Origin of the sequence: Candidatus Tisiphia endosymbiont of Mystacides longicornis, from assembly GCF_964031095.1 — a bacterium.
GTDB lineage: Bacteria > Pseudomonadota > Alphaproteobacteria > Rickettsiales > Rickettsiaceae > Tisiphia.
Window position 1 is genome coordinate 1,553,122 of record NZ_OZ035004.1, and the last position, 26,993, is coordinate 1,580,114.

The 26,993-nt window shown below is 33.3% G+C and carries 26 protein-coding genes and 2 pseudogenes; 10 read left to right on the forward strand and 18 right to left on the reverse strand.

Going from position 1 to position 26,993, the window contains the following annotated elements; genetic code table 11:
* Positions 1–123 precede the first annotated feature (123 nt).
* Together ACQH6S_RS07870 and ACQH6S_RS07875 are read right to left on the reverse strand one after the other, a co-directional pair.
* The gene (locus tag ACQH6S_RS07870) at positions 124–372 is read right to left on the reverse strand and encodes a hypothetical protein (RefSeq protein WP_341758049.1); all 249 of its coding nucleotides are present in this window, start codon (positions 370–372) and stop codon (positions 124–126) included.
* Between the two features lie 301 nt (positions 373–673).
* A complete protein-coding gene (locus ACQH6S_RS07875) occupies positions 674–1,732 on the reverse strand; it encodes a hypothetical protein (protein ID WP_425364492.1) in 1,059 nt (352 codons plus the stop codon).
* Between the two features lie 57 nt (positions 1,733–1,789).
* On the opposite strand from ACQH6S_RS07875, the gene ACQH6S_RS07880 reads away from it, so the two are divergent.
* Positions 1,790–2,911: an ISAs1 family transposase gene (locus ACQH6S_RS07880; protein ID WP_425364493.1), complete on the forward strand. Its 1,122-nt coding sequence runs from the start codon at positions 1,790–1,792 to the stop codon at positions 2,909–2,911.
* 7 nt (positions 2,912–2,918) lie between these two features.
* On the opposite strand, the gene ACQH6S_RS07885 is transcribed toward ACQH6S_RS07880, so the two are convergent.
* Positions 2,919–3,569: a hypothetical protein gene (locus tag ACQH6S_RS07885; RefSeq protein WP_425364494.1), complete on the reverse strand. Its 651-nt coding sequence runs from the start codon at positions 3,567–3,569 to the stop codon at positions 2,919–2,921.
* Between the two features lie 87 nt (positions 3,570–3,656).
* Between ACQH6S_RS07885 and ACQH6S_RS07890 the strand changes: the two genes are divergently transcribed.
* Both ACQH6S_RS07890 and ACQH6S_RS07895 read left to right on the forward strand, forming a co-directional pair.
* A complete protein-coding gene (locus ACQH6S_RS07890) occupies positions 3,657–3,905 on the forward strand; it encodes a hypothetical protein (RefSeq protein ID WP_341758049.1) in 249 nt (82 codons plus the stop codon).
* Positions 3,906–4,207: 302 nt separating this feature from the next.
* A complete protein-coding gene (locus ACQH6S_RS07895; protein WP_425364395.1) occupies positions 4,208–5,317 on the forward strand; it encodes an IS66 family transposase in 1,110 nt (369 codons plus the stop codon).
* Here the strand turns inward: ACQH6S_RS07895 and tnpB are convergent.
* The 7 genes from tnpB to ACQH6S_RS07930 form a co-directional block, all read right to left on the reverse strand.
* Positions 5,314–5,667, reverse strand: a complete 354-nt coding sequence (gene tnpB, locus ACQH6S_RS07900) for an IS66 family insertion sequence element accessory protein TnpB (protein ID WP_341752109.1) — start codon at positions 5,665–5,667, stop codon at positions 5,314–5,316. The genes ACQH6S_RS07895 and tnpB overlap by 4 nt on opposite strands.
* A complete protein-coding gene (locus tag ACQH6S_RS07905) occupies positions 5,655–6,080 on the reverse strand; it encodes a hypothetical protein (RefSeq protein WP_341758053.1) in 426 nt (141 codons plus the stop codon). The genes tnpB and ACQH6S_RS07905 overlap by 13 nt, the downstream gene beginning before the upstream one ends.
* Positions 6,081–6,124: 44 nt before the next feature.
* Entirely contained in the window at positions 6,125–6,280 is a 156-nt protein-coding gene (locus ACQH6S_RS07910) for a hypothetical protein (protein ID WP_425364495.1), read from the reverse strand.
* Between the two features lie 216 nt (positions 6,281–6,496).
* Positions 6,497–8,314: an AAA family ATPase gene (locus tag ACQH6S_RS07915; protein ID WP_425364496.1), complete on the reverse strand. Its 1,818-nt coding sequence runs from the start codon at positions 8,312–8,314 to the stop codon at positions 6,497–6,499.
* A 652-nt stretch (positions 8,315–8,966) separates the two neighbouring features.
* Positions 8,967–10,808 (reverse strand): ATP-binding cassette domain-containing protein, encoded by a 1,842-nt coding sequence (locus ACQH6S_RS07920; RefSeq protein ID WP_425364497.1) that lies wholly within the window; start codon positions 10,806–10,808, stop codon positions 8,967–8,969.
* A gap of 95 nt (positions 10,809–10,903) precedes the next feature.
* Positions 10,904–11,488 (reverse strand): tryptophan dimethylallyltransferase family protein, encoded by a 585-nt coding sequence (locus tag ACQH6S_RS07925; protein ID WP_425364498.1) that lies wholly within the window; start codon positions 11,486–11,488, stop codon positions 10,904–10,906.
* Between the two features lie 29 nt (positions 11,489–11,517).
* A complete protein-coding gene (locus ACQH6S_RS07930) occupies positions 11,518–12,036 on the reverse strand; it encodes a tryptophan dimethylallyltransferase family protein (protein ID WP_425364499.1) in 519 nt (172 codons plus the stop codon).
* A gap of 308 nt (positions 12,037–12,344) precedes the next feature.
* Between ACQH6S_RS07930 and ACQH6S_RS07935 the strand changes: the two genes are divergently transcribed.
* From ACQH6S_RS07935 to ACQH6S_RS07950, 4 genes are all read left to right on the forward strand, one after another.
* Entirely contained in the window at positions 12,345–12,716 is a 372-nt protein-coding gene (locus ACQH6S_RS07935; RefSeq protein WP_425364376.1) for an IS630 transposase-related protein, read from the forward strand.
* On the forward strand, positions 12,680–13,198 hold the full coding sequence (locus ACQH6S_RS07940) for an IS630 family transposase (RefSeq protein WP_425364377.1): 519 nt from the start codon (positions 12,680–12,682) through the stop codon (positions 13,196–13,198). Before ACQH6S_RS07935 ends, ACQH6S_RS07940 begins: the two co-directional genes overlap by 37 nt.
* 47 nt (positions 13,199–13,245) lie before the next feature.
* Complete coding sequence (locus tag ACQH6S_RS07945; RefSeq protein ID WP_425364500.1) at positions 13,246–14,007, forward strand: ester cyclase; 762 nt, start codon at positions 13,246–13,248, stop codon at positions 14,005–14,007.
* Positions 14,008–14,058: 51 nt separating this feature from the next.
* A protein-coding gene (locus ACQH6S_RS07950) for an IS5 family transposase (RefSeq protein ID WP_425364712.1) occupies positions 14,059–14,822 on the forward strand; the annotation gives its coding sequence in 2 pieces (ribosomal slippage) (positions 14,059–14,416 and positions 14,416–14,822; 765 coding nt in all).
* A gap of 50 nt (positions 14,823–14,872) precedes the next feature.
* Here the strand turns inward: ACQH6S_RS07950 and ACQH6S_RS07955 are convergent.
* From ACQH6S_RS07955 to ACQH6S_RS07965, 3 genes are all read right to left on the reverse strand, one after another.
* Entirely contained in the window at positions 14,873–15,004 is a 132-nt protein-coding gene (locus ACQH6S_RS07955; RefSeq protein ID WP_425364501.1) for a hypothetical protein, read from the reverse strand.
* Between the two features lie 568 nt (positions 15,005–15,572).
* Entirely contained in the window at positions 15,573–16,622 is a 1,050-nt protein-coding gene (locus tag ACQH6S_RS07960) for an IS110 family transposase (protein ID WP_425364502.1), read from the reverse strand.
* 299 nt (positions 16,623–16,921) lie between these two features.
* Entirely contained in the window at positions 16,922–18,529 is a 1,608-nt protein-coding gene (locus ACQH6S_RS07965) for an IS1634 family transposase (protein WP_425364721.1), read from the reverse strand.
* 303 nt (positions 18,530–18,832) lie between these two features.
* On the opposite strand from ACQH6S_RS07965, the pseudogene ACQH6S_RS07970 reads away from it, so the two are divergent.
* The 3 genes and pseudogenes from ACQH6S_RS07970 to ACQH6S_RS07980 form a co-directional block, all read left to right on the forward strand.
* Positions 18,833–19,583: pseudogene (locus ACQH6S_RS07970) on the forward strand (IS110 family transposase); the annotation flags it as partial.
* A gap of 111 nt (positions 19,584–19,694) precedes the next feature.
* The gene (locus ACQH6S_RS07975; protein ID WP_425364493.1) at positions 19,695–20,816 is read left to right on the forward strand and encodes an ISAs1 family transposase; all 1,122 of its coding nucleotides are present in this window, start codon (positions 19,695–19,697) and stop codon (positions 20,814–20,816) included.
* A gap of 21 nt (positions 20,817–20,837) precedes the next feature.
* Positions 20,838–21,146: pseudogene (locus tag ACQH6S_RS07980) on the forward strand (transposase); the annotation flags it as partial.
* A 374-nt stretch (positions 21,147–21,520) separates the two neighbouring features.
* Here ACQH6S_RS07980 and ACQH6S_RS07985 read toward each other — a convergent pair.
* From ACQH6S_RS07985 to ACQH6S_RS08005, 5 genes are all read right to left on the reverse strand, one after another.
* A complete protein-coding gene (locus ACQH6S_RS07985) occupies positions 21,521–22,042 on the reverse strand; it encodes a winged helix-turn-helix domain-containing protein (RefSeq protein WP_425364503.1) in 522 nt (173 codons plus the stop codon).
* A gap of 250 nt (positions 22,043–22,292) precedes the next feature.
* Positions 22,293–23,315 (reverse strand): ABC transporter permease, encoded by a 1,023-nt coding sequence (locus tag ACQH6S_RS07990; protein ID WP_425364504.1) that lies wholly within the window; start codon positions 23,313–23,315, stop codon positions 22,293–22,295.
* Entirely contained in the window at positions 23,312–24,241 is a 930-nt protein-coding gene (locus tag ACQH6S_RS07995; protein WP_425364505.1) for an ABC transporter ATP-binding protein, read from the reverse strand. Before ACQH6S_RS07995 ends, ACQH6S_RS07990 begins: the two co-directional genes overlap by 4 nt.
* Positions 24,238–26,085, reverse strand: a complete 1,848-nt coding sequence (locus ACQH6S_RS08000; protein ID WP_425364506.1) for a prolyl oligopeptidase family serine peptidase — start codon at positions 26,083–26,085, stop codon at positions 24,238–24,240. Before ACQH6S_RS08000 ends, ACQH6S_RS07995 begins: the two co-directional genes overlap by 4 nt.
* Positions 26,078–26,992 carry a hypothetical protein gene (locus ACQH6S_RS08005; RefSeq protein WP_425364507.1) on the reverse strand — a complete coding sequence of 305 codons (915 nt, stop codon included), beginning with the start codon at positions 26,990–26,992 and terminating at the stop codon, positions 26,078–26,080. Before ACQH6S_RS08005 ends, ACQH6S_RS08000 begins: the two co-directional genes overlap by 8 nt.
* Between the last annotated feature and the right edge of the window lies 1 nt (position 26,993).

A 26,993-nucleotide genomic window follows, 5' to 3' on the forward strand; every position in this document is an offset into this window, starting at 1 on the left:
TCGCATCCTTATAATCATCAAACCCATATTTACCTTGCCAATTACTACGATCTATCTTTTTGGGCTTATCGCACTCTCCTTCATTACCACCATTCCCGTTATCAGATTCACCTGGCGGTTCTTTTAATGAATCTGAACTATCTTTTTTTTGTGATCTGCCTTAAAACCAATCAGCATTTCCTTAAGCTTATTTATACTGATATTTGATGATGCTAGCTTGTCTATTAGCTCGTTACAAAATTTCACAAGCTCTACTATCGTTTGCTGTTCATCTCCCGTTAATGAACTTTCCTTGACATGCTGTATTAGTTCTTCTCGTTCTTCAGCACTTAAGGTCGCTACTTTTGGTTTTTTCATTTGATTAATTATCATTATTATTAATATTTCAAATATTATAATATGACTGCTACTTTTTCAACTAGTTTTTTTATTAATCTGTTTTTTATTAATCGGTGATATTTGCATAGTAGAAATCCAAATTTATACAATAAATTCATACTAGCAAAGCAATTAGATAGTGTTACGCAGTTTTGCTGCAAGTATACTTTCTAATAGCGATACTGATTTTATAAGAGATATATACAAAGACTTTAATATCCGTACTGTAGACATTAAATATTCCATATCGCAACAAAGAAAAGTCTCTTATGAAGTGATTATTACTAATTATTGACTAATTACTTTTATCTACCGCAAGTAGCTCATAAGTGAAGCCTTCTGCTTGAAAAGCTGATTCTAGGATATTTCTATAACTGCGAGTTATCATATAACTAATAAAATCTGTCTGTGGTTTAAGAATTACTCTCTTGTTGATGCGATCTTCCTCTATTACTGTCAGTTTACTAAATATTACTTGATCCATAGTAACCCCGTAACTTGCTATTATGGATCGTCTGATCCTGTCCCATACTAAGTCAGGACTTAGCTCTGACATGTAAGGTTTCTCCCCATCTGCAAGCACTTTTTCACTTTTGGCTTGTTGTTTTACCATCATAAAGGGGGTAAATGGTATGATTTGTAACTGCTTTACCTTATGACCATATACTGCTTGTACTTGCTCTAATATCTTAGCTTTAATATGTTCTAACAAAGAAATATCTTTTAACAGCTTTATCTGATATTGTTCATCTTGCATTACTGAACCAAATGCACAACTAGTTAATAACTCATAGGCAGTATCACAGTCAAAAACTCCTGCTAACTTACTCTTTAATTTGGCATGCCTATCAGTATTTGTACTATTTTTAATCTTCTTCAAATATCGCTCTTTAAGTGTATCTTCATTGCTAGATTTAAACTGAAAATTGTCCTGATTAGCTCTGCTACTCTCCCGCAATTCATATGCTAAAGTTTTAGCCATATAGTTCAATACCACTTTTTTGTTACAAAAATGATGATTAGGATATTGCTCCGCTAGTTTTAGCAATAATTTATTAATAAAAGCTAAGTTAAATTCTCGGTTTGATCTCAACTGCAGTAAATCAGCGTCTTCCTCTATTAGTGGATAAAAATCAACTAATTTCTTTTTCTTGAACCAGCCCTTATTATTATCAGGCTTACTGTTATCTGATACTTTCACATTGGAGGAACTTGATGCTACCAGTTCAGTTGTTAGAAAAAATTTTTCTGTAAGTCTTGTTAAGGCTGTGCAGAGCGGTACTGCCCCTAGTACAGCACCACGGCGGTCTGATGAATAAAAGTTAATGATATTGTAATAATAAAGTTTTTGCAAAAAGTATAGAAATGACGTAAGAATCTCTAAATAAGATAATTATTTTTAGGGATATTGATGTTAAAAGAAAAAGAATTTGTCAAGAGTTTTGCAGAACATTTTTGCGATATTAAAGAACATAGACAAGAGAGTAAAATAGCCTATCCGTTAATAGAATTATTGTTTTTAGCGGTAGTAGCGGTTGCAGCAAGGGCAGAGAGTTGGGAAGAAATTGAAGAATTTGGTAAAGCTCATATTGATACTTTAAGAGAATATTTACCCTTTAAAAATGGCACTCCTAGTGATTGTACTATTAGAAGTTTTATTACTAGATGTGATTCTAAGCAATTAAATAATGTGTTAATAAAATATTTTAATCATGATTTAAACGAGAAACATTATGCAATAGATGGTAAGACGCTTAGAGGTTCAAAATGTAAAGATAGTAGAGCATTGCATTTTTTAAATGTCTATGCAGTTGAATCAGGGGTCACTTTATTTGGTCAAGCAATTGATAGCAAAGACAATGAAATCACAGCTATTCCAGAAGCAATAGAATGTTTAGATATTAAAAATGCAATAGTTACTATTGATGCCATGGGGTGTCAAAAAAACATAGCCAAACAGATTGTAGAAAAAGAAGCTGACTATATTTTAGGGTTAAAGATGAATCATCCTGGATTGTATAATGAGGTTGAAAAGTTCTTTGAGTCAGATGTAGCTAGGTTTCTAGAAACAGATGTAGCAGAAACTTATGATAAAGGACATGGTAGAGTTGAAGAAAGAAAATGCTGTGTAATACGTGATGTTAAAAAAATATTTGGTTATGAGCAATGGGCTGGTTTGAATTGTGTTATTCAAGTAAAAAGAAAAGTAGTTGAAAAAAATAAAGTATCAGAATCAGTAAATTATTATATTAGTAGTTCTAATAATTCCGCTGAAGCGATGTTAAAAAGCATAAGGTCTCATTGGGGAATTGAATCTATGCATTGGGTACTCGATGTGGTATTTAATGAAGATGCGAGCAGCATACGTCAAGGCAATGCTCCTGCAAATATGGCTATTATCCGAAGGTTTGTATTGAATATTTTAAATAGAATAAAGACCAAAAGAGAGACCAAACCAAAAATGATGCTTACTATGGGTTGGTCATCAAATAACTTAAAGCGTTTTATTAATGCCTTAATACAATTTAACTAATTGTTCATCAGGTCGCCGTGAGTACAGCACCTTCAACAATATCCTTAGCTTCATCTATTCTCTCGTCTATTCTCACCTCTTCAGGCTGCAAGTTTTTTTCTTGCAGCTGGTTTTGGGTGTAATCCAACCCTGGATCATCTTTATCAACAACATTTTTTAAAACAACTGATTCGCTAGATCTAGATTTATTATATTTATTATTATCTATAATATTGTCTGGTTGAAAATTTTTTCGAGTTGATCCGAAATTATCTTCGCTTTTACCAAAAAATTTTTTTGTGTAATGCTGAAAATTTTTTGCCAATTTTATACAGGGGGTATTACGACATTTGATTTTATGTTTGACTATTGTGGCTAGATGAAGATGAATAAAACCACCATCTTGTAATTCAAGCATACATTGCCTAATACGTCTTTGACATAGTTTAAGTTCTTGTTCGAAAAAATAATAACTTTCTTGTAGTTCATCGATGTTGTTATCATGATAAACTTGCAAACGAAACACTATTAAAGACAGCAGTTGACGGGCAGTTTTACTTAAAATCTTACCACCACTAGTTCTAAGATCAAACGTATACTTGCAGCAAAACTGCGTAACACTATCTAATTTCTTTGCTAGTATGAATTTATTGTATAAATTTGGATTTCTACTATGCAAATATCACCGATTAATAAAAAACAGATTAATAAAAAAACTAGTTGAAAAAGTAGCAGTCATATTATAATATTTGAAATATTAATAATAATGATAATTAATCAAATGAAAAAACCAAAAGTAGCGACCTTAAGTGCTGAAGAACGAGAAGAACTAATACAGCATGTCAAGGAAAGTTCATTAACGGGAGATGAACAGCAAACGATAGTAGAGCTTGTGAAATTTTGTAACGAGCTAATAGACAAGCTAGCATCATCAAATATCAGTATAAATAAGCTTAAGGAAATGCTGATTGGTTTTAAGGCAGATCACAAAAAAAAGATAGTTCAGATTCATTAAAAGAACCGCCAGGTGAATCTGATAACGGGAATGGTGGTAATGAAGGAGAGTGCGATAAGCCCAAAAAGATAGATCGTAGTAATTGGCAAGGTAAATATGGGTTTGATGATTATAAGGATGCGAATACCAGCTATTTAACTCCTGAGAATTTTTGTAGTGGTGATAGCTGTCCTCACTGCTATAATGGCAAACTATATAATAGTGAAGCTAGAAAATTGCTACAATTTACAGGTAATGCTCCAATTACAGTCAACAGATATGTAAAGAAAACGTTACGCTGTAATGCTTGCGATTATACAGTTATGAACAATAAAAATATCAACAAATGGACAAATAGTAGCAGAAGTGCAATAGTGTTACAAAAGACCTATGGTACTCCTTTCTACCGTTTATCTAGGCTACAGAGTTTAAGCGGGGTTCCTATAGCATACAGCTCGCTCTGGCAACAATATTTAGATGTTTGGCAAGAAGGTGGTGGAGCTGAAATTTACGGGGTATTATTGGAAATGGCTGCCGAATGTAGTTCACTGAACCTTGATGATACTAGAGCTAGGATTTTAGAAATTACTATAGCCAATAAAAAATTACGTACTCAAAATAAGAAAGGACGCAGCTGTTATACTACTACAATATGTGCTAAGACTGCAAATAATGAGGTAATAGTTTTATATTTTACCGGTAATAGGCATGGTGGAGAAAATATAGGTAACGTACTAAAGAATCGTAAGAATAGAACAGATTCTATCCAATTAATGACTGACGCAAGTAACAATAATAACCCGGTATTATCAGAAGCAGATAAAGAATTACTGGCAATAATAGTGATGATCAATTGTTTGTCACATGGTCAGAGAAAATTTACAGAAAATGAACTATATTACCCTGAAGAATGCGGATATTTTCTCAAACAAACACGTGGGATTTACCACAATGAACATCAATGTAAAGAGATGAGTCCTGAAGAGAAACTTGGGTATCATCAGGAACATAGCAGTAAATATATAGAAAACATATATAACAAAATAGACGAATTATTTAACGACAAGAAAGTTGAGCCTAATAGTAGGCTTGGACAAGCTATGAAATATTGGATAAATAATAAAGAAGGTTTGACCCAATTTTTAAAAATCCCAGTTAGCAATCTTGATAATAATTGGGCTGAGAGATCACTGCGTACCATTATTTTACAAAGGAAGAATTCATTATTCTTTAAAACAATCAATAGTGCTGAGATACATAGTGGTCTGTATAGTATAGTAAAGACTTGTAGTGAGAACGAGATCAATGCCTTTAAATATTTAAATTGGCTACAAGAGCATAGTAGCAAAGCAAAGAAGCATCCTGAGGATTATACGCCTTTTGCCTATGCAAGATATATGAATAATACGGAATTAATCGAGACAGCAGCTTAAACGACAGGAAGCCAATCATTAGAGAATTTGGCAGAACTAGGATCGCCATTATGAATAAGAATGTGTAAGGTTCTATAACAAATTTGGTAAGATGAATTATCAGATGGGAAAAGTTTTGCCGTAAATTTACCTTTGGATAGGCGTTTAGAGCATAGCCAAAAGCCTTGACCGTCAAAGGACAAAATTTTAATGGCAGTTCTGTTTTTATTATAGAATAAAAACAAGGAACCATTAAGAGGGTCAGAAGAAAGTTTTTGTCTACAAACAGCGATTAAGCCATCGATACCCTTGCGAAAATCGATGGCAATAGTGGCAACAAAAATAACTGACGCCGGGGTTAGTTGCAGCATAAAAATGTCTGAATTATAGTTTTTGGCTCTAGTGTTTGGATAATAAGCTTGGTACCATTTGGTTTAATAATGTGACAAGTATAGTGATTTTGCTTGGGAGCAGCTACAGGATCGGTATCTATAGAATTTACTAGTTGAAATGGGAGAAAATTAATATTTTGTTGTAGGGATTGATTTGAAGTTGAGACAGAAGAAGTTTTGATGGTAGGTTCATGGGCTTTTTTAGTTGAACTAATTGTTGCTTTATTAATATTAAGATGTTTAGCTATCTCTTGGTAAGAATAATGATGGAGTAATTGGTGAACTAATTCCTTTAGATGGTTTGGTATAGGATCAAACTTATTAGTTTTAGTTTGACGCCAAGCTTTAAATTGCTGAGCTACTTGCTCAATAGTAATCGATGGTATTTGCATAGTATGAAACCCAAATGTATAAAAAATTCATACTAACAAAAAAATTAGATAAAGTTATGCAGTTTTGCTGCAAGTATACGATCAAACCACTCAGGTGGCACAAAATTACCAACAAAATTATAGAAAATAGTATCATTGTCAGTATTATTAGCACCAATATCGGCAGTAGGGGTAGAGGAAGAGTTGACTATTTGCTGCATAATCCCTCCAACTGAACAGCAGTACTAAAGAGGGGTTGAGGGCAAATGTACTCCTTATTTTCCAATCCGTAAGGAGCATATAGGGAGCATATGGATTGCTTTATAAAATTACAAAATCCCTGAAAGGGTAATAAGTAACTGGCGGGGCGTAGTGGACAATTTCAGAACCACAACAGACATAAAATTACTGGTTATTCAAATGCTTACAGTCTATTACTAAAGCTCTGTAACCTGATATTGTAAATCCATATTTTTCCCGCAAAAAGCCATGCAGATTTTTAGTATTTGTTTAACATGTTGATGCTCTTTTATTTTAGTATCATATTTCCTATCAATAATTTGTTGTAAACCAGACCCTGCTATAGTCGTTAAATCTTCTGAAGGTTTAGCGATTTTATACTCGATAATCATAGCTTTGTCACCTTTGCCAGCTTTGGGGATCATGATTACATCAGGGCGTCCATCACCTGATTCTTGCTCACTTGATATTATATAATTAGAAGCTAGCATGTTAACAATTCCTAGCATAAAGCCGCTATAAAATAATTCGGCTTTTTTTTCTCCTACTTGATGAAAACTAGTGCTACCCAGCAGTAACTCCTGCATTCTTTGTTTAAACTCCTCTATTTTGCCATCTATTAACAAGCTAATAAATGAGTAGTACCTAGAACTATCAATGTTTATTTGTTTGCTGACCCATTGGAGTACTCTTTTTTCATAAATATATTTTACTTCATAATTAGGAATAGATAGTTCATAAATATCTCTTTCTGGCATTTTAGCATGTGGATTTAAATAGCCACTAAATAACAATAAACTAAACAACCCTTCCGGCTGACCAATGTCCATGAAACTGATATGTTTGGTAATGCTAGAGATGATAGCTCTACCAGCAGCTAATGTTTGAATATCCTGCTGCATTTCATCTGACAACAAGACATGGTCGATCCAGCCAGTTCCTCCACTATCTAGCCAGTAATGATCAAGCTTACCTTCACTTGCTAAACACTGCATAATTGACCAAGGGTTATAGATGATTTCTCCCCCAAAATTATAGCCATTATACCAATCCTTAATTTCTGCTGGACTGGTAGTAAGTGGTACTTTGGTTAATAACTCGTCCACTTCTGTTTGAGTAAATCCATAGCTACTTGCAAAGTTTTTATCTAATAAACTATATTCCCGAACATTATTTAGCCCGGAAAATAATTCAGCTTTAGCAATCCGCAAAATTCCCGTAATAACTCCCCGTTCAATTGGTAATTCTTGATCGCCAGTTTCCTTTTTAAAGGTAGATTTCATGATCCCACGAAAAATTTCTAACACTTTTTGAAATTCTGCCTCGTTAGTACCAAACCATCTATAAGCACTATTAATGGGCGTATCATATTCATCAATTAATACCCAAGGCTTTTTATTGTAATGTTTGTACAGCAGGTGGCTTAAAATAGCCAAACTATTTTTGATATTATCGAGAGTTACATCAGAAGATAAATATTGGTTGAAATCTGCTCGTTCATCTGATGCAAGCTTATCACTATTAGCTAAATATCTATGCGCCTGAAACAATTTCCGTAACTGGCTTTTTACACCTTGTTCAATATCGTGATAGCTTGAGCCTTCTACGCTTTTAAAGGTGATGAATATTACGGGGAATTGACCTTGACGCTTCATAGCATTGGTTATACTAGCAATTTTTAACGGCTTCAGTTTTTTAGTTTCACCAAAGCCTGAATCCACTTCTCCCCCAACAAATAATTTATAATTTACTCGCTCTTCTGGTGGTAAAGGATTCCCCTCATTGTCCAGCTCTATTTCTAGAAAGCGTCTGACCATATCCATATTAATACTCTTCCCCCAACGCCTTGGTCGAGTAATTAGAGTCACTGCTCCATTATCCTCTAGCAATTCTTTGATCATTAGGCTTTTGTCAACAAATACATCACTGTTTAATAATAATGTTTTAAAGTCATCAGTACCAACAAACATCTTTGGCTGATAATTAACACTATTCTTAGTTTTTTCTTCTATCATTGCTTTTACTGTTTTCTACTAATTAATATAATACATTATACACCTTTTTTATTGTACACTAATAGCATATTTATATTGCATTTTAATATCAGCAATTTTGTTTATAATTTTTAAAATGAGTAATAAACTAACAGGATTTAAGATGGCGTTATTAATAGTTTACTTATCAGTTGTTCGGCTTTTACAGCCCTTGTCGAAATCAGTTTTTTTTGTAAGCTAAGGTTTGCCTTATTTACCATCACTATCATATTCTTTCTCATATTCCCGACAGGAATCTCATACAATATTAATAAATATTTATTAACTATCCCAAATGCTAAGCCACCTCTTTCAGTGGTGGAATCATAGTGTTTGACATATACTAAAATGCCAATTAAGAGCTAAAACAGGCAATAATGAAGTAGTGATAGTAGGAAGAAGTTAATTAAAACCAACCAATAATGTATAGATACTGTATTTTTAGAAAACAAGAGTATACAATTACGGGTTGGGCAAAGAGAATTAGTACCACTTAATTGAAAATTAGTAAAATATTTCAAGAGACATTAACAGTTTATAGCTATAGAATGCCAAATTATGCAAATTTAGCTCTTAATTGGCATTATATCATACTTTTTCTTCTTAACCGAATGCCTGTAGAGCATACTCCAACTTAAATTAGATCATTATACTCCAAATTTTGTCCATTTATTGTTAAAGTAGCATCTGCAAAACCATCTGTAGTGTTGTGATCTGTATATATTACGATATAATTTTCTAACTTTGTGATATATCTTTTAACAATTTCATATACAATCAGTTTGTTTTCTGTATCTAAAGCAGAGGTAGCTTCATCCATGATAATAAATCTAGGGTTTGCTAATATAGCTCTTACAATTGCAATTTTTTGTTTTTCTCCTCCGCTCAAACGTTCATTCCAATTAATATTCTCAGTTTCTAGCTCATCTTCTCTAATAACCCCTGGCAGCAACTTGACTTCATTAAGCAGTGACTTTGCTTTATCAATAAACGAGTCAAGTGAATCGATTTGTATTACAGTATTTCTATCATCGCTACTTACCAATATATATCCCATAGCATCATTATAATCTTTAGTCTCTTCCTTTTTTGAATCTGGGTGATATTTTACTAAAAGCTCTAGAGGTTTTAAGGGGTAGGCAAGTATTTCTAATAACGTTCCTGTAGAAATAAATGAATGTTGTGGTATGAAGTATATGTTATCTTTTGAGTTTATTGGCAACTTGACGATACCATCAGTGTATTGCCAATTGTTTGTGATAGCTTTTAAGAATGTTGTTTTGCCACCACCAGATTCACCTGATAATTTATAAATTTTATTAGGTTGTAGTTCTAACGTTACCTTGTTGAGCATAGTAATCAATGTTTTATTTTGAGTATCTTCTATATCAGGTTTATACACACTAAAATCTGTCATAGATAACCGATCACCATCAAATTCTTGTTTCATTTTATTATTAACATTACGGATAAGTAAACAGTCGTTGTACGCTTTATCAAAGGCTTTAATTTGTTCTAAATTTAACTTAATATACGAATAGTTATGAGTTAGAATAAAGACTATATTTGCAACATTAGTCAGAAGAGACATGACCATAACATTTAAAGAGTTAGCTTTGTTACCGCTAAGATCTTTAATAAAATTATCTGTATAGTAACCTCCTAAAAATTTACTAGCAATAGCTGGAGATATACTAATAACAAAAGTACAAGAAAAAAACAACAGTGATAATTTAGGAATAGTACGATTTACTTGATGCAAGCTTTGCATTACAGATGAACATTCTGTACCTGATGCCCCCATTAATGATATAGCACTTCCATGGGCTTCTATAAAAGCAATTTTTGCCACTAACTCGTTCTCAATTTTTTGATTACTTGCTAGATATGAAGAATATCCTTTACTTAATAGGTACACTGTGATAGCGGATGCAGCTGCAAAACCAGTAACAACACCTGATGTTGCAAAAGATCCAGTAATAACACTAATATACGCAAGAGTGCTAGCAGATGATATAGTACAAAGTGGTAATTCTACAAACATAGGAACTGTATTTTCAGCGAAGTCTCTTACTCCTACTCCAACAGTTACATATTGTATAGATTTAATATCTTTATTATTACCATGTATTAAAAATTTTGACTCGTCCATTAATAGCTGAACATTACGCTCTCTTATCGCCTGCATTGTTGATGTTGTTAACATTATAGATAGACCTTTCTGTACTCCGTTAAGTAATGCTACTATAGAAACACTAGCTAAAGCTGTAATAAGATCTATGTCATTATTCTTATTTTCTGAACTACTATCTTCTTCTTTTCGGAAAAAAATCATCGGCATAAAAATAGTTGCTACGGGTACTAGTATGATAGCACTGAAAAACCCAACAGTTCTCGAACAGTTATGCCACGAAGGAGTAAAATACTGGTACAACCTTGCTGCAGCTTCTTTTAGTACCTTAATTCTTTCAAACATAAAATTATTTACCCTATACTTTGAAATAATACATAATACTATATCTCAATTACTGTGTAAAACTTGTTATTTGCATTAAAGTATATTTTAAACATTTATAAATCAAAGATTGCAGAGCTAAGGTAACAGGTAATATCCAATTGCCCATTTTCTGAAGGGCGGAGTGATATATAAGTTAAAAAGCTTCCTGATTCCAAAGGTCTTTTAGATATTTGAGAAATAATTGCTGTTAATATCTTTACCTGGCTAGGAGATAAAAGTTTATTCAGTCGTTGAATAACGATTCCATCATTTTTAACATATGCGTTAACTGGAATATGAATAGTTGGGACAGGAAAATCATTTCCCACCGTAAAATTGAAAGTAATTACAATAGGTTTCACATTGAACAAATTTTCTTTATTTATCAATGTTTTAATCCAACTTGAAGCAGTGCCATTTACATAATAACGACATCCTTGTAGTTGGCTTTCTATATCATTGATTAATTGATTAGCCACGTAAACTTTGATCCGTGCTTTAACGTCTGTTGACAAATCTAAAGAAAGAAAAGCAAGCTTGGATTCACTGTTACTCAAGCGAGGGAAAAGGAAATTCCAAGCTACCTTAGCATTTAAGGTAGTGAGTGCTTTGTGTACAAGCTCGGGTGCTTTCTTCTCTCCAAGGATTCGTGGGTTCAAATAAACCTTAAATTGTGGATGATTGTGTTTCAGATCAGCAGCATACCATATCGAAAAGGATTCATATGTTGAGGGTATTTGAGGATCAGCAAGTGGAGAAAAATTGGATATATTTTATCAAACCTTGATACATCTACTCCAGGTAAAACTTTAAGTTTTTCCTTTAATTCTAGACCAACTTTCCAACTCGACTGTATAGTGAAAGGTGACTCTTGAGGTTCAATCAAAAATCGTACAACAGGTAATTTTTCATTTCCTTTAAACGTCAATGAAAACTCCAATGGGCATAGATCACCTGTTAAATTATTTGCCCACCTTGTCTCAGTATCATATCTTGACCAAGATTCAGTCAATAAATCCAATACTTTTATAGCTTCTTGTGCTTCTTGTGCTAAACCAATCGCCTGATATACTTTTTTTAACTTATTTCTTGCCGCATAGCCAAGGGTAGTTGGTTCATTATATTCGAAGCTTTGAGCTAATGTATTTAATATTAAAAGACAAAGAACCAATAAAAGTTTTGTAGTTAACATAAAATAATCTTTCATAAGCCTCTATATACAATATACAAAATTATTAGCTTTTCAGTTTTAATTTATTTTTATTATTTTGTTCAATGTTCAATGCCCAATGCCAATTTAGAAATGTTTTTAAGTTTTGTCCAAAAGTCCAACCATACGATTAAGTTTAATAAAAGTGAGATTTATTACATCAGTAAAAATTACTTACATGAATAATTTTTATAGTAAAGATTATAGAAAAGTATTAATTTTTATTAAAGTTCTAAAAGTTCAAGTTTATTTATAGTAAATCAAATTGAATTAGGTGATAAGATGTGGTATAAATAAAGGAAAAAATGTCAACAAGTCCATATAGTCAAGATTTAAGAGAAAAAGTAATAAATTATATAGAAAAAGGTAATAGTCAAGAATCTGCTGCTAGAATATTTGCTATACATAAAAATACAATTAGCCGTTGGAACGTAAGGAGAAGAAAAGAAGGAACAGTGCTGGCAAGAGCTAGACTAGGATTTAAAAGTAAGATTGATAAAAAAGCATTGGAATATTTCGTAACAAATAACCCTAATAGTAAGCTACAAGAAATTGGTAAGAATTTTGGAATTACAGGTTCTCAAGTAGCTAATATATTAAAAAAGTTAGGATTTAGTTATAAAAAAAAACCTTTAGCTATTTGGAAGCAAGTGCAGAGAAACGATCTGATTATTTAGAAAAGATCAGTAAATATGATAAAGATAAAATAGTATATCTTGATGAAAGTGGGATAGATATGACAATTTGCCAAGATAGAGGTTGGGGTAAGATAGGAGAATTATTGATTGGCAAGAAGAGTGGGAAGCATTATCAAAGGACTAATATAATAGCTGGTTTAGTAAATAACAAACCAATAGCCCCTTTTGTTTTTAATAAAACTTGTAATACAGAACTATTTAATAATTGGGTTGAAAAATTTTTGATTAAAGAGTTAACAGCAGGACAGGTTGTAGTGATGGATAACGTTAGTTTTCATAAATCTCAAAAGACAAAAGAGCTAATAGAATCAGTTGGTTGTGAAGTTATTTTTTTACCCCCATATTCTCCAGACTTAAATCCAATAGAAAAATTTTGGGCTAATATGAAGCGATGGATTCGAAACAAAATAGCGGAAATTGGTACATTATCTAAAGCTATTTCTGCATTCTTTGTCACCTAATTCAATTTGATTTACTATAGTATACAGATAGTAGCGAGGTAACTATCATGGCTTATGATAAATTAAAACAAATTTCAGATTTTGAACATTGTTTCTGGAATGCTAAGGAAGTGAAGGAAGCAAAAGGCTTATACTCAGAGCTTTTCGATGAATATTTAATTACTGAAAGCCCGCTTGGTAAGCATCTTGGACATTATTATTTACAAGATACTTATTTACAATGGCTTGAAGCATTTCCTACCATTAAGGTACATACCACAATATTCAAAGCCATTGATGATTTAGTTTTTTGGGAATGGGAGAGTACTTGTGTACATGAAGGTATCTTTCAAGGTATTAAACCAACTGGCAAAGAGATTAGCTACGCTGGAAAGACCATGTACCAATTTAATAGAAACAAAATAACAAACTATACTTGTTATTTAGATATACTAAATATATACAATCAGTTAGGCTACTTTTTACAGCAAGAACAATATGATGGGCAGCATATTGTAAAACAGGATTATTATTTGCTTATTACTAAACTAATCGAACTAACCCAGAATAACGACCTCAAATTAACAGTTAGAGAAGTAGAAATATTAAGTTGTTGGTTATTTGGACGTAGTTTAAAATCGATAGGAACTCTGTTTAATATTTCTCCAAGAACTGCTGAAGCCCATATTGAGCATATAAAATACAAGCTTTTATGTAATTCTAAATATGACCTACAAAACTTAATAAATTCTAAGAAAATATATCATCTATTTCAGGATCTTTACTTACTTATTACTAGGGTATGTCGTCACGAGATTGTAATTGAATAAATTGTGAAGTTGTTTATACTAATTATAGTAATAGAAATAGGGATAAGAGTTATGAGGCTAGCACATAGAAGACATGATATAAACGATGAACTTTGGAATAAAATACAAAGCCATTTGCCTGGTAGGGAAGGTTGTTGGGGAGGGGTTGCAAGAGATAATAGAACCTTTGTAAATGCAGTAATGTGGATATTTAGGACAGGAGCTCCATGGAGAGATTTGCCACCTGATTATGGGAATTGGAAGAATGTACACAGAAGATTCTGTAGATGGCGAGATAATGGAGTATGGGAGAATGTACTAAATATTTTTATAAATGATCCTGATTTCGAATGGTTAATGATAGATTCTACATTTGTAAAAGCCCATAAAGCAGGGCTTGGGGCAAAAGGCGGGAATCAAACGATTAGCCGCACAAAAGGGGGATCAATACAAAGGTACATATGGCCGTGGATGCGCATGGTATGCCGGTCAGAATTATTGTTACAGAAGGTTCCAGAAACGATTGTACTCAAGCTTGTGAATTAACCCAAAATATAGAGGCAGAGTACCTTATAGCGGATAAAGCTTATGACACAAATAGCATCGTAGAATTTGCTGAGCAAGCAAATATAATTCCTGTAATACCATCAAAAAGAAACAGAAAGATTCAAAGAGAGATAGATAAGGATTTATATAAGTTAAGGCACATTATTGAAAATACATTTCAAAAATTTAAAGAATGGCGTGGTATAGCAACAAGATATGCTAAAAACACAAAATCATACATGGCGGGTCTTTGTCTAAGGGGATTACTAATGTGGGCTAAAATCTCGTGACGACACACCCTAGCAAAATTGAACGATTATAATTATTGGGCTGTGTCATTTTAGATTCCCGATGTATGGGGGTTACTTGTTGTAGGAAATATATAATTCTTCATAACAAGCTCTATTTTTGAATCCTTTAAATACTCCTTAACCAACTTCGATTTGTGATATCCTGCATTGTCACATATCAAATATATCTTCTTTTTGACTGTACTTTCTTCTAATTTCTGTAAAAATTCTATTATATAGTTGCTCCGTCAAAAAGGCTATAGACATAAGAGATGATACATGTTCGTAGTCAAAAATTACATCAAAATCCATAAGATTTTTACCTTATTTTGTCAGAAACCTTATGGATTTTCAGAACTTTATAGTTTAACCAAAGAATAATGTTTGTCATGTATGGAACTACCCAAAAATGCAAGAAAAAAAATAATACTTGACAGAAAAAAAGAAAATGCAGTCATGTATTCGACTTAAGGCTCAATAAAGTGCCATAGCCCTGATGGAATTCGCTAACTTACGAACTTTAACATTATCACCTTAACGACTTCATTTGAGCCTATGAGCAAAACAGTTTTTTCATAAGCTAAGGTTTGTCTTATTCACCATCAATATTATCATCTCTCGCATATTCCTGGTAGGAATTCCTTACTTTAATTATTTTATTCCAATCGCTGATTTTTTAAAATTTAAACCTTATTTATTTAAATTTTTAAAAAATCAGCCACCATCTTAAAAATAATTAATATTAAACTTTTAGTAACATACTTTTGTTTCACTATATGGCTGATCATTTCTCAGTACCGCAAATACTACTCTTGCTAATTTATTTGCCACCGCCACTACACTAGTATTATAACCTCGTCTCTCTTGTAGTTTAAGCATCCAATCAGTGAATTTGCTCTTATCATCTGTTACTTTATCCAGTTTCTTAGTTCTTAATACCCTAACGGTAAAAACAGACCGGACGCCATGGATTAATAAATTACGTAAATATACATCGCCTCTTTTACTAATTCCTAGCAATCTTTCTTTCCCACCAGTTGAGTGCTGTTTTGGCACTAAACCAAGCCATGCTGATAATTGTCTACCATTTTCAAAATTTGCTGCATTGCCAATTGAGGCTGTTAATGCCGTTGCAGTTATTAAACCTAACCCTGGTATTGCCATTAATTTAGCATGGTTCTCATTATTTTTAGCAATCTGATTTAATCGTTTTTCTAAATCTATAATTCTCTTATTATTATCTCTAAATTCTTCCAGTAATAAACAAAATGTTTCTTTACTCTTATTACTCAGTTTATTGCCGTCCATAGCTGTATTTACATGGCTAATTATTTTATTTACTCCTCTCGGTATAGTTATGCCAAATTCATGCAATAAACCCCTAATCTCATTTGCCAATGCTGTACGATTTTTTACCAATCTTTCTCGAACCCGGTGAATAGACAACACATCCTGTTGCTCTACCGATTTTATTGGCACAAATCTCATTGTAGGACGACCTACCGCTTCGCATATTGCTTCTGCATCTTTAAAATTATTTTTGTTGCTTTTAACATATGGTTTAACAAATTGTGGTGCCATCAACTTGACATCATGATCAAATTTTGTTATCTCTCTAGCCCAATGATTAGAACCTCCACATGCTTCCATTCCCACTAATGATTTTGGTTGGTTAGCCATAAAATCTAAAAACTTTTCTCTTGTTAATTTTTTCTTAAAAATATTTTTTCCATATTTATCTACTGCATGCAAATGAAAAATATTTTTTGCTAAATCTATTCCTATTATGTTATATTCCATTTTGGGACTCCCTATTGTTGTTTTAATACATTAAACAGTTGCTCCGTCAAAAAGGCTTCAGACATAAGAGATAATACATGTTCGTGGTCAGAAATTACATCAAAATCCATAAGATTTTTACCTTATTTTGTCAAAAACCTTATGGATTTTTAGAACTTTATAGTTTAACCACAGAATAATGTTTGTCATTCCCGCGACTCATCTTCGAGATAAATATGAGCAAGAATTATGCTTCAAAGCAGGATTGCTATGGGGTGTGTGGGACGAAAATTTACATTTTAGTTACTGGCTACATATTGTCATTTTACAGATTTTGTCATTTGGGGCATAGTTAAATCAAATAAATTGAACAAATTTTGTTGGGATTCTGTTAATTTTGGTAATCTTGCTACTTTACAACCTTTGATTGTGTAATATAAAAAACATATTTTATCCAACTCTCTTAATGCTTCCTCAATGGTCATATTATATTTACCATCCTTAGTTACTCCATAACCTTGTTTCAACTTATTTTTCATATAGTGCCATATTTTTAATGCCAACATACAGACAAATACATGTCCCTTTGTTCTATTGCTTTTCCTTAAAAAGATCGGTCTTACTTCCAGTAATCCCGTCTTCATGCTGCTAAAATTCGATTCTACTTCATGTAAATTATGGTAGGCTTTATCAACCGATTCTTTACTCATCAGTTTAATTTCAATCTGTGTTTCAATCGCATAACAACCATCAAGAGCAAATAACTCTTTTTTCTTATCTTGATCAATTTCAACCACTATTTGGTTGCCATCTAATTTTAGGTTGATAAATTTATCTATCCGCCATTCTTCAGCAATCTTTTGGATATTATTTAAACCAGTTTCTGGCTTTGCTTTCTTATGGGTTGATACATATATATTACGTTCTTCCACCTTTGCAACCAGTTTTTCAACCCTATTATTCCTATCAAATTCAACTTTTCGGGCTATAGAACCATTTTTTCTTAAAATATATCTTTTGCCATTACTGGTTACTTCGCATAGCTGTTCTTCAAAAAAACTATATTGCAAAACTCCGCTTTTCTTTAAGCTTTCAATCTCAACTTTACTTAAGGTTGTAATATAGTCCCATCCCTCTTTGGTTAGGGCTTCTTTGCCTGTTCCCTTTATCATTCCTTTATCACCAACAAAGACGATATTCTTAATACCAAAATTAGATTTTACTAGTTCAATCTGCTCATAAATGGTAGAAGGATCAGCACTGTTACCCTTAAAAACTCTAACAGCCAAAGGTTCGCCATTCTCATCAGTTAACAGACCAATCACTATTTGCTTTTTGCCCTTCTTCTTATCCCGGTTGTATCCATATTCCGCAAGTTCATTCTCTGTTCCTTCGAAATGGCTGGAAGTGACATCGTATAAAAGCATAACAGGTGGCTTGTTATTTTTCTTTTGATAAGTTTTAAATAATTTTAATTCAATCTTTTCTTGATTCTCTTCTAACCATTCTAGAGCATGATATAAATGGTTTTCGTCAAATGAATCAACGGATAAAATATCAGATATCGCATGCGATTTCGCCCATTTTACACTGGAAAGCCTAGACCCTTGGTGAGCAAAGCGTGCTAAAACCAAAAATAAACTCAATAAAGACTCTTTGCTTCTAGTACCAAGAGCCTTAGTAATACCAGTCTCATCAGCAATTCTTTTTAATAAAAAAATAGTTCCAAAACTTTCGCCAATTTCAGGCACTCCATCTAAACCATCAAATTCACCCTTTAGCATCTTCTTAAAAGCTTCAATACGCAACTCATCCCAATTAGTTAGATTAGCTAAAGTTTTATGCAATACCTTCTTACCTTCGCGATAAGAAGTGCGAAGCAATATTGCAGGACGAGAATTTCTATTTGGAACATTTGTAATATACATGAAAGAGATTATATCTCTAAGTTCCAGCATTATCAAATAAAAAATATCATCTACATGGCTACAAATCTTGTAACAAAACCCCTGTAAACCTCATTCCTTAAGCGTTTTAAGCACTTTTTCGTCTAGAAGATGAGCCGCGAAGGCGGGAATCTAAAATGCTTTCCAAAAAGCCCTGAGGTATTATAGATTCCTGCCTACGCAAGAATAATGGTATGGAACTACCCTATATACAGAATGAATAGCAGTTGTTATTCTTCTAGATTTAATGTTTAATGTATTAAAACAACAATAGGGAGTCCCAAAATGGAATATAACATAATAGGAATAGATTTAGCAAAAAATATTTTTCATTTGCATGCAGTAGATAAATATGGAAAAAATATTTTTAAGAAAAAATTAACAAGAGAAAAGTTTTTAGATTTTATGGCTAACCAACCAAAATCATTAGTGGGAATGGAAGCATGTGGAGGTTCTCATCATTGGGCTAGAGAGATAACAAAATTTGGTCATGATGTCAAGTTGATGGCACCACAATTTGTTAAACCATATGTTAAAGGCAACAAAAATGATTTTAAAGATGCAGAAGCAATATGCGAAGCGGTAGGTCGTCCTACAATGAGATTTGTGCCAATAAAATCGGTAGAGCAACAGGATGTGCTGTCTATCCACCGGGTTCGAGAAAGATTGGTAAAAAATCGTACAGCATTGGCAAATGAGATTAGGGGTTTATTGCATGAATTTGGCATAACTATACGCAAGAGGAGTAAATAAAATAATCAGCCATGTAAATACAGCTATGGACGGCAATAAACTGAGTAATAAGAGTAAAGAAACATTTTGTTCATTACTGGAAGAATTTAGAGATAATAATAAGAGAATTATAGATTTAGAAAAACGATTAAATCAGATTGCTAAAAATAATGAGAACCATGCTAAATTAATGGCAATACTAGGTTTAGGTTTAATAACTGCAACGGCATTAATAGCCTCAGTTGGCAATGCAGCAAATTTTGAAAATGGCAGACAATTCTCAGCTTGGCTTGGTTTAGTACCCACGGCGGTCTGATGAATAAAAGTTAATGATATTGTAATAATAAAGTTTTTGCAAAAAGTATAGAAATGACGTAAGAATCTCTAAATAAGATAATTATTTTTAGGGATATTGATGTTAAAAGAAAAAGAATTTGTCAAGAGTTTTGCAGAACATTTTTGCGATATTAAAGAACATAGACAAGAGAGTAAAATAGCCTATCCGTTAATAGAATTATTGTTTTTAGCGGTAGTAGCGGTTGCAGCAAGGGCAGAGAGTTGGGAAGAAATTGAAGAATTTGGTAAAGCTCATATTGATACTTTAAGAGAATATTTACCCTTTAAAAATGGCACTCCTAGTGATTGTACTATTAGAAGTTTTATTACTAGATGTGATTCTAAGCAATTAAATAATGTGTTAATAAAATATTTTAATCATGATTTAAACGAGAAACATTATGCAATAGATGGTAAGACGCTTAGAGGTTCAAAATGTAAAGATAGTAGAGCATTGCATTTTTTAAATGTCTATGCAGTTGAATCAGGGGTCACTTTATTTGGTCAAGCAATTGATAGCAAAGACAATGAAATCACAGCTATTCCAGAAGCAATAGAATGTTTAGATATTAAAAATGCAATAGTTACTATTGATGCCATGGGGTGTCAAAAAAACATAGCCAAACAGATTGTAGAAAAAGAAGCTGACTATATTTTAGGGTTAAAGATGAATCATCCTGGATTGTATAATGAGGTTGAAAAGTTCTTTGAGTCAGATGTAGCTAGGTTTCTAGAAACAGATGTAGCAGAAACTTATGATAAAGGACATGGTAGAGTTGAAGAAAGAAAATGCTGTGTAATACGTGATGTTAAAAAAATATTTGGTTATGAGCAATGGGCTGGTTTGAATTGTGTTATTCAAGTAAAAAGAAAAGTAGTTGAAAAAAATAAAGTATCAGAATCAGTAAATTATTATATTAGTAGTTCTAATAATTCCGCTGAAGCGATGTTAAAAAGCATAAGGTCTCATTGGGGAATTGAATCTATGCATTGGGTACTCGATGTGGTATTTAATGAAGATGCGAGCAGCATACGTCAAGGCAATGCTCCTGCAAATATGGCTATTATCCGAAGGTTTGTATTGAATATTTTAAATAGAATAAAGACCAAAAGAGAGACCAAACCAAAAATGATGCTTACTATGGGTTGGTCATCAAATAACTTAAAGCGTTTTATTAATGCCTTAATACAATTTAACTAATTGTTCATCAGGTCGCCGTGTTTAGTACCAAAGCAGCACTCAACTGGTGGGAAAGAAAGATTATTAGGAATTAGTAAAAGAGGCGACGTATATTTACGTAATTTATTAATCCATGGAGCCCGGTCTGTTTTTACCGTTAGGGTATTAAGAACTAAGAAATTGGATAAAGTAACAGGTGATAAGAGCAAATTCACTGATTGGATGCTTAAACTACAAGAGAGACGAGGTTATAATACTAGTGTAGTGGCGGTGGCAAATAAATTAGCAAGAGTAGTATTTGCAGTACTGAGAAATGATCAGCCATATAGTGAAACAAAAGTATGTTACTAAAAGTTTAATATTAATTATTTTATGAAGGTGGCTGATTTTTTAAAAATTTAAATAAATAAGGTTTAAATTTTAAAAAATCAGCGGATGGAATAAAATAATTAAAGTAAGGAATTCCTACCAAGGAATATGCGAGAGATGATAATATTGATGGTGAATAAGACAAACCTTAGCTTACGAAAAAACTGACGGTGTCATAGGCTCATAGAAGCCGTAAGAATGATAATGTTAAAGATCGTAAGTTAGCGAATTCCATCAGGGCTATGGCACTTTATTGAGCCTTAAGTCGAATACATGACTGCATTTGCTTTTTTTCTGTCAAGTATTATTTTTTTTCTTGCATTTTTGGGTAGTTCCATACATGACACCTTTTGCATTTAAATATAGTAGATGTTATATTCTAGACTTTTGACGGAGTTAATTATTCCAATTATATGCTTTCTTTTCCAACCGCTATTGGTTGGTAATGTTTTGTCCTTCCCTTTCTTAATCCAGCCATATCTACTTCTTGCTTGATATTGCGGATGAACACTATCCATAAAGTAAATAACTTCGTTGGCTTTGAGGCTAAATTTTAGCAGTTTATATTGTAGCTTAAATTCTTCTTGTTTGTTTACATCTAACTTACTAGATACTAGCTTTGGCTTCTTGTATACAAAACCCATTTTATATAGTAATCTAGTCATGCTAGACACGGTATATTTTAAGCCATATTTGTTTTCGACGTAGACACAAATATCTTTGACCAATACATAGTTATTTTCTTCCAAATGCCTACTTAATTCCTGCTGACTGCTCTTATCTAATTTTGCAAAACCACCACCATTATTTGTATATAGTTTGTTAAGCTTTTGATAGTCTCTTAAATGTTTACGTATTGCCTCATCGCTTAATAGCATACATGATATATCTCCTCTACTGAATACCCTTTATCGTATATTATAACGGCTTTTATTCGAACACAAATTCTTCTATCCCTTTCTCCCCGGCGGGTTATTAATTCTTCTTTTTATTGCTCTGTTAATATTTTCCTCATCTCAACATATTTACTTTATTTTTTAATCCTTGTTAATTCTTGGTTTCATAGCAGTATGCCTAGGCTTGCTGGATTGTATACATGTGCAATGATAGCAGCTTTGGCTTACTAGACTACTTCGAATTGCTAGTCCATTTAAAGCTTAATGCTCCAATGATCAAAAAAACTAGGCTAATCCCTAAAAGGGACAAAATCGAGCTATAAAGATCAGCGAGTCTAGCTCCTTCATGCATAATTTTTCTCATGCCATCAGTAATATACCACAAAGGCATGAATTTTGTAAGATACTGTACCCATGGTGCAGAACCCTCTAAAGAAAACCAAACCTCCGATAGAAGCATCATGGGAAAAGTAACCATGTTCAAAAGTCCGCTGACCAGTTCATCACTGCTTAGCCTTGCTGAAACAATAAATCCGATAGAACTAAGTGCAAAGCAACCAAGAATATATATAATAAACAAATCTGTGTATGATCCTAAGGTTTTAAAAGGATAAATGAGGTGTCCAAGGGCAAAGATCAAAACCCCAGTCAGACTTAATATGATCAACCTAGAAACCATCTGGGCAAGAAGATATTCAAATGAAGAAAGTGGGGAAGCTTTAAATCTTTTAAGAATACCCAGTTTTCTGTGTCTAACAATCGCCCAACCAACTCCGAACAGAGCCATCCACATAACGTTCATTGCCAGAAGCCCTGGAAATAACCATTCAATATAGGAAATATTCTTTCCTAATACCTTGTTTGGTTTTAGATTTATAGTCGGATTTTGGTATGCTTGAGCCTGAAGAATTTTTTCAGCAATCAATGATTTTGGTACTCCACTATTTACCCAATAATTAGTATGATGAGGTGTAGCTTCTATGATAATATCCAAACTATTAGTATTTAGCTTTGCAAGAGCAGTTTTTCGGTCATTAAATTTTGTACAATGAAACGAACTAAATAACTGCTCTGAACCGGAGTTTATTATTCCAGCCTTATACATATAAGATTCATCCAAATTGAAAATATATCCAAATGAAATGATGATTAATACTGGAAAAATCAATGACCAACTTAGAGCCCCTTTGTCACGAAAAAATTCCTTATTTCTAGCATAGAAAATTGATAAAAATCGTTTAATCCGAAAGCTCATGTTCTTATAACCTCCCCGGTTAATTTCAAAAAAAGATCCTCAAGATTGCCTTCTCTGATCCTTAATCCCTGTAAGGAAATACCGGAGTCGAGCAGCTTTTTTAGAACCTGACTAATGTTATTAGTATGAATAAAAGCCATACCACTACGGAAAGAAATTTCTTCTTTTGTAAAGAGAGAGTCAAACCCATCCATGTTAGGATTCAGACCCGATAAGGATATAGATACAGTGTTAAAGTTTTTTTCCAATAGCTCTTGTGGACTTCCTGAAGCAATTATCTTACCCCGATCCATTATGGCTATCTGATCACAAAGCTCTCCAGCTTCTTCCATATAATGAGTTGTTAATATTATACTTTTACCGTTTTTCTTAATTTTCTTGATAACTTCCCATAGGTGACGTCTAGCCTGAGGATCAAGCCCTGTTGTTGGCTCATCTAGTAGTAAAAGCTCCGGATCATTACACAAGGCAATGGCTAGTAATAATCTTTGACGTTGACCTCCAGAAATCTTATCATGTTGTTGATCCTTGAAATCCTTGATCTGGCATAAATTCATGATTTCATCCAAAGGCAACGAGTGATTATACAAATTTCGAAAGGTTTCTAGACATTCTGCCACTGTAAGATACGGAAGTAGGGCAGTCTCCTGAAACTGAACCCCTAGATATTCAGGAAAACTTGAATCAGGTCGACTTTGTTTAAAAAGGATTTCTCCTGAATCAGCAGGGGTTATCTGTTCAATCATTTCAATCGTTGTAGTTTTTCCAGCTCCGTTAGGTCCCAATAAGCCAAAACATTCTCCTTTGTAAATATCAAAGCTGATCTGATCCACCACCTTATTTAAACCATAAGACTTTGATAAATTTCTAACAGTTAAAATATTATTGCATTCTTCTGTATTCGATACAAATGATTTGTTCTTCAATTTAACTCCTTTTTTAAATTTTGATTTAAAAAACTGAGGCATGTATTAGCTACAGTGATTAGATTCTCCCTTCGGGAAAACCCATGTCCTTCATCCTCAAACATGAGATATTCCACCACAACACCATTATTACGAACATCTCTGACAATGTCATCACTTTCTACCTTTAGTACTCTTGGGTCATTTTTGCCTTGCACAACAAGTAGAGGCTTACGAATATTTGCTGCGTGAAAATATGGTGAAATTGCTTTAAGCCTTTTTGTATCAGCACTTGGGTCTCCCATGACACCAAAAATTCGACGACGGGTAGAGGTCATCCAGGGTGGAATACTATTCAATGTACGTATCCAGTTCATAACACCAAAAATATTTATTGCAACGTCAAATGCATCCGGTTCAAAAGTTAAAGAGGCTACAGCAATATATCCACCATAACTACTACCCATTATTCCAATATGTGAGGCATCAATCCAATCCAGTGTCTCTAAATATTTGCGTCCATAAATACAATCTTTAACATCAAGATCACCATGCTTTCGATCTGCAAGGTGAAAAAACGTTTTTCCATAACCACTAGATCCCCGATGATTAACCGCAAGAATAGCATATCCATGGTTCACTAAATGTTGGATTAAAGGATCAAAAGTCTGACGGGACTGATCTCCAGGACCACCATGAACCCAAATCATTGCAGGAACCCTATTATTTGACGAAGTACCCCAAGGACGATATAATAGTGAAGGGATTTCTAACCCATCAAAGCTAGGATAGCTAATTACATCGGCAGTTACTAAATCATTTTTCGACAGATTGGAATTAGAAAGTGTTGTAAGCTGTAAATGACCTTTGTCTTCAAGATTAACTAAGTGCAACTGTGGAGGAGAAACACAACTCTCAAGATAGAATGCTATGTAACACTCATCTTTGGAAAAATGAACCTGTGATATTGCACCAGACAGTTTCGGCAACGAAACATCTTTTGTGGTACTAATATCCTGAATAGAAGTAAGGGTAGTTGAGTTTTGGTTAATTTCACTGATACGATAGCGACCGGAAGGTGAAAAGTAAAGTGTACTTACATCCCAACCGACCTGTATTACTTTTTCACTTTTTCCGGTTTCCATGTCAAAGAACCACGCATCTTCAAATTCACTATCTTGATTGGAGGTATAGAAAAATTTTTTACTGTCAGGAGAAAAACAAAGTACTCTAAATCTAGCTATGTTTTGCAATCCTGAGATACAAATTCTTCTTAATGCATTTGCTCCAGGTTTCTCTTCCTTGCTAAGATCATACAGAAATAGACTGTTGCTGTGGCTATCGTGTTCTTTTTCACAAGCTATCCAACGACCATTTCTGCTAATTGTACAGATCGTTAATGCTTCCTGATTTTTGAAGACTAGCTCACTTTGATAGTCCTTGGATCGGTAGCAATAAACATCAAAGAATTTAGGATTCCTTTGATTATGAAGTACCCAAAAATGTCTCCCATCATTACTCCATTGTAAGAATTTAGCTTTCAGATTGATTCCCGGCGTTATATCTTTGATCATACAGTTTTCTTCACATACCCAAAGATGAAATAATTCATTACCTTTCCAATCCTGTGAAAATAAGAAACGGTTGTCAGAAGGGAAATAGCTTATCCCTATAGTACACTGGGTTAGGTTTTGAGTTAACTGCTCCGTTTTGCCGTTAGAGACAAAGACACGATAGATATTAAAACATCCTGTTTCATCGGAGCTGTATAAAATACTTTCTCCATCATAAGAAAATGAAATTCCTCTAAGGGAGGTATTTAGATAAAACATGGACGCATCATAAGTTTTAACAGGTTTATTCATAATTAGATTCCTGTTGATGGAACGGATTATTATATGAAAAATGTAAACGAATAAGTTCCATTATATATTGTAATCTCATCGTCTCTTTTTGACAAAATGAAGCACATGAATTCTTTATCCGATACCAATCGTTCTTGCTGATTCCCGATAGATATAGTTGTTCATAATCCTCTGCATGCATTTGCAGCACTTTCTGATTAAAATCATGCTGATGAATCCAGACACTAGTGAGTGAGACTCTATATTTACTAAAATCACAGGGCTGAAGGCACAATTTGTCCATCTCTAAGGATTTGGTACCGTGAAGGAGATGACTATTAAACTGGATTGTTGTTCCTTCTGAATAGTCAAAATATTGCCTACTCAATGAACCAAGGTCATACGAAATAGCCACATTTCCGATCTGTCTGATATCAGATAATTCTCTGGGACCTTTTTGATAAAAATGTGTATTTTTCCGTGCCATATCCTCATATAATTCTTGATGATGAGGATTTTTGTTATCGATCACATAAATACCTAAATCGTTGTCAGATAAACCGGTAACATGATCTTTATACAAATTCGTCCACAAGGTAACCATTCGAGATTGATATCCATTTTTTGCAAAATACTGTATACCTCCGTCCTGATGCATATTGTTAACACCAATAGTATCTTTCACCCTAAGTTTCCACAGAGAGAGATAAAGAGGAATAAAGCTCTGATACAAAATTGGGAAATGTATTTTATAAAAATTAATCGTAATTTGATACAAAGCAGTGAAAGCTGAACCTGTAAAATCCTCAGATTGTTCGGTACCTCGGAAATCGAACCTATGATCCAGTTTATGCACCATCTCCGAAAATACTCGGGAATCGGTTTGGTGACTGATATTGAGGTAGTTGTCAAAATCGCCCTTTTTCATA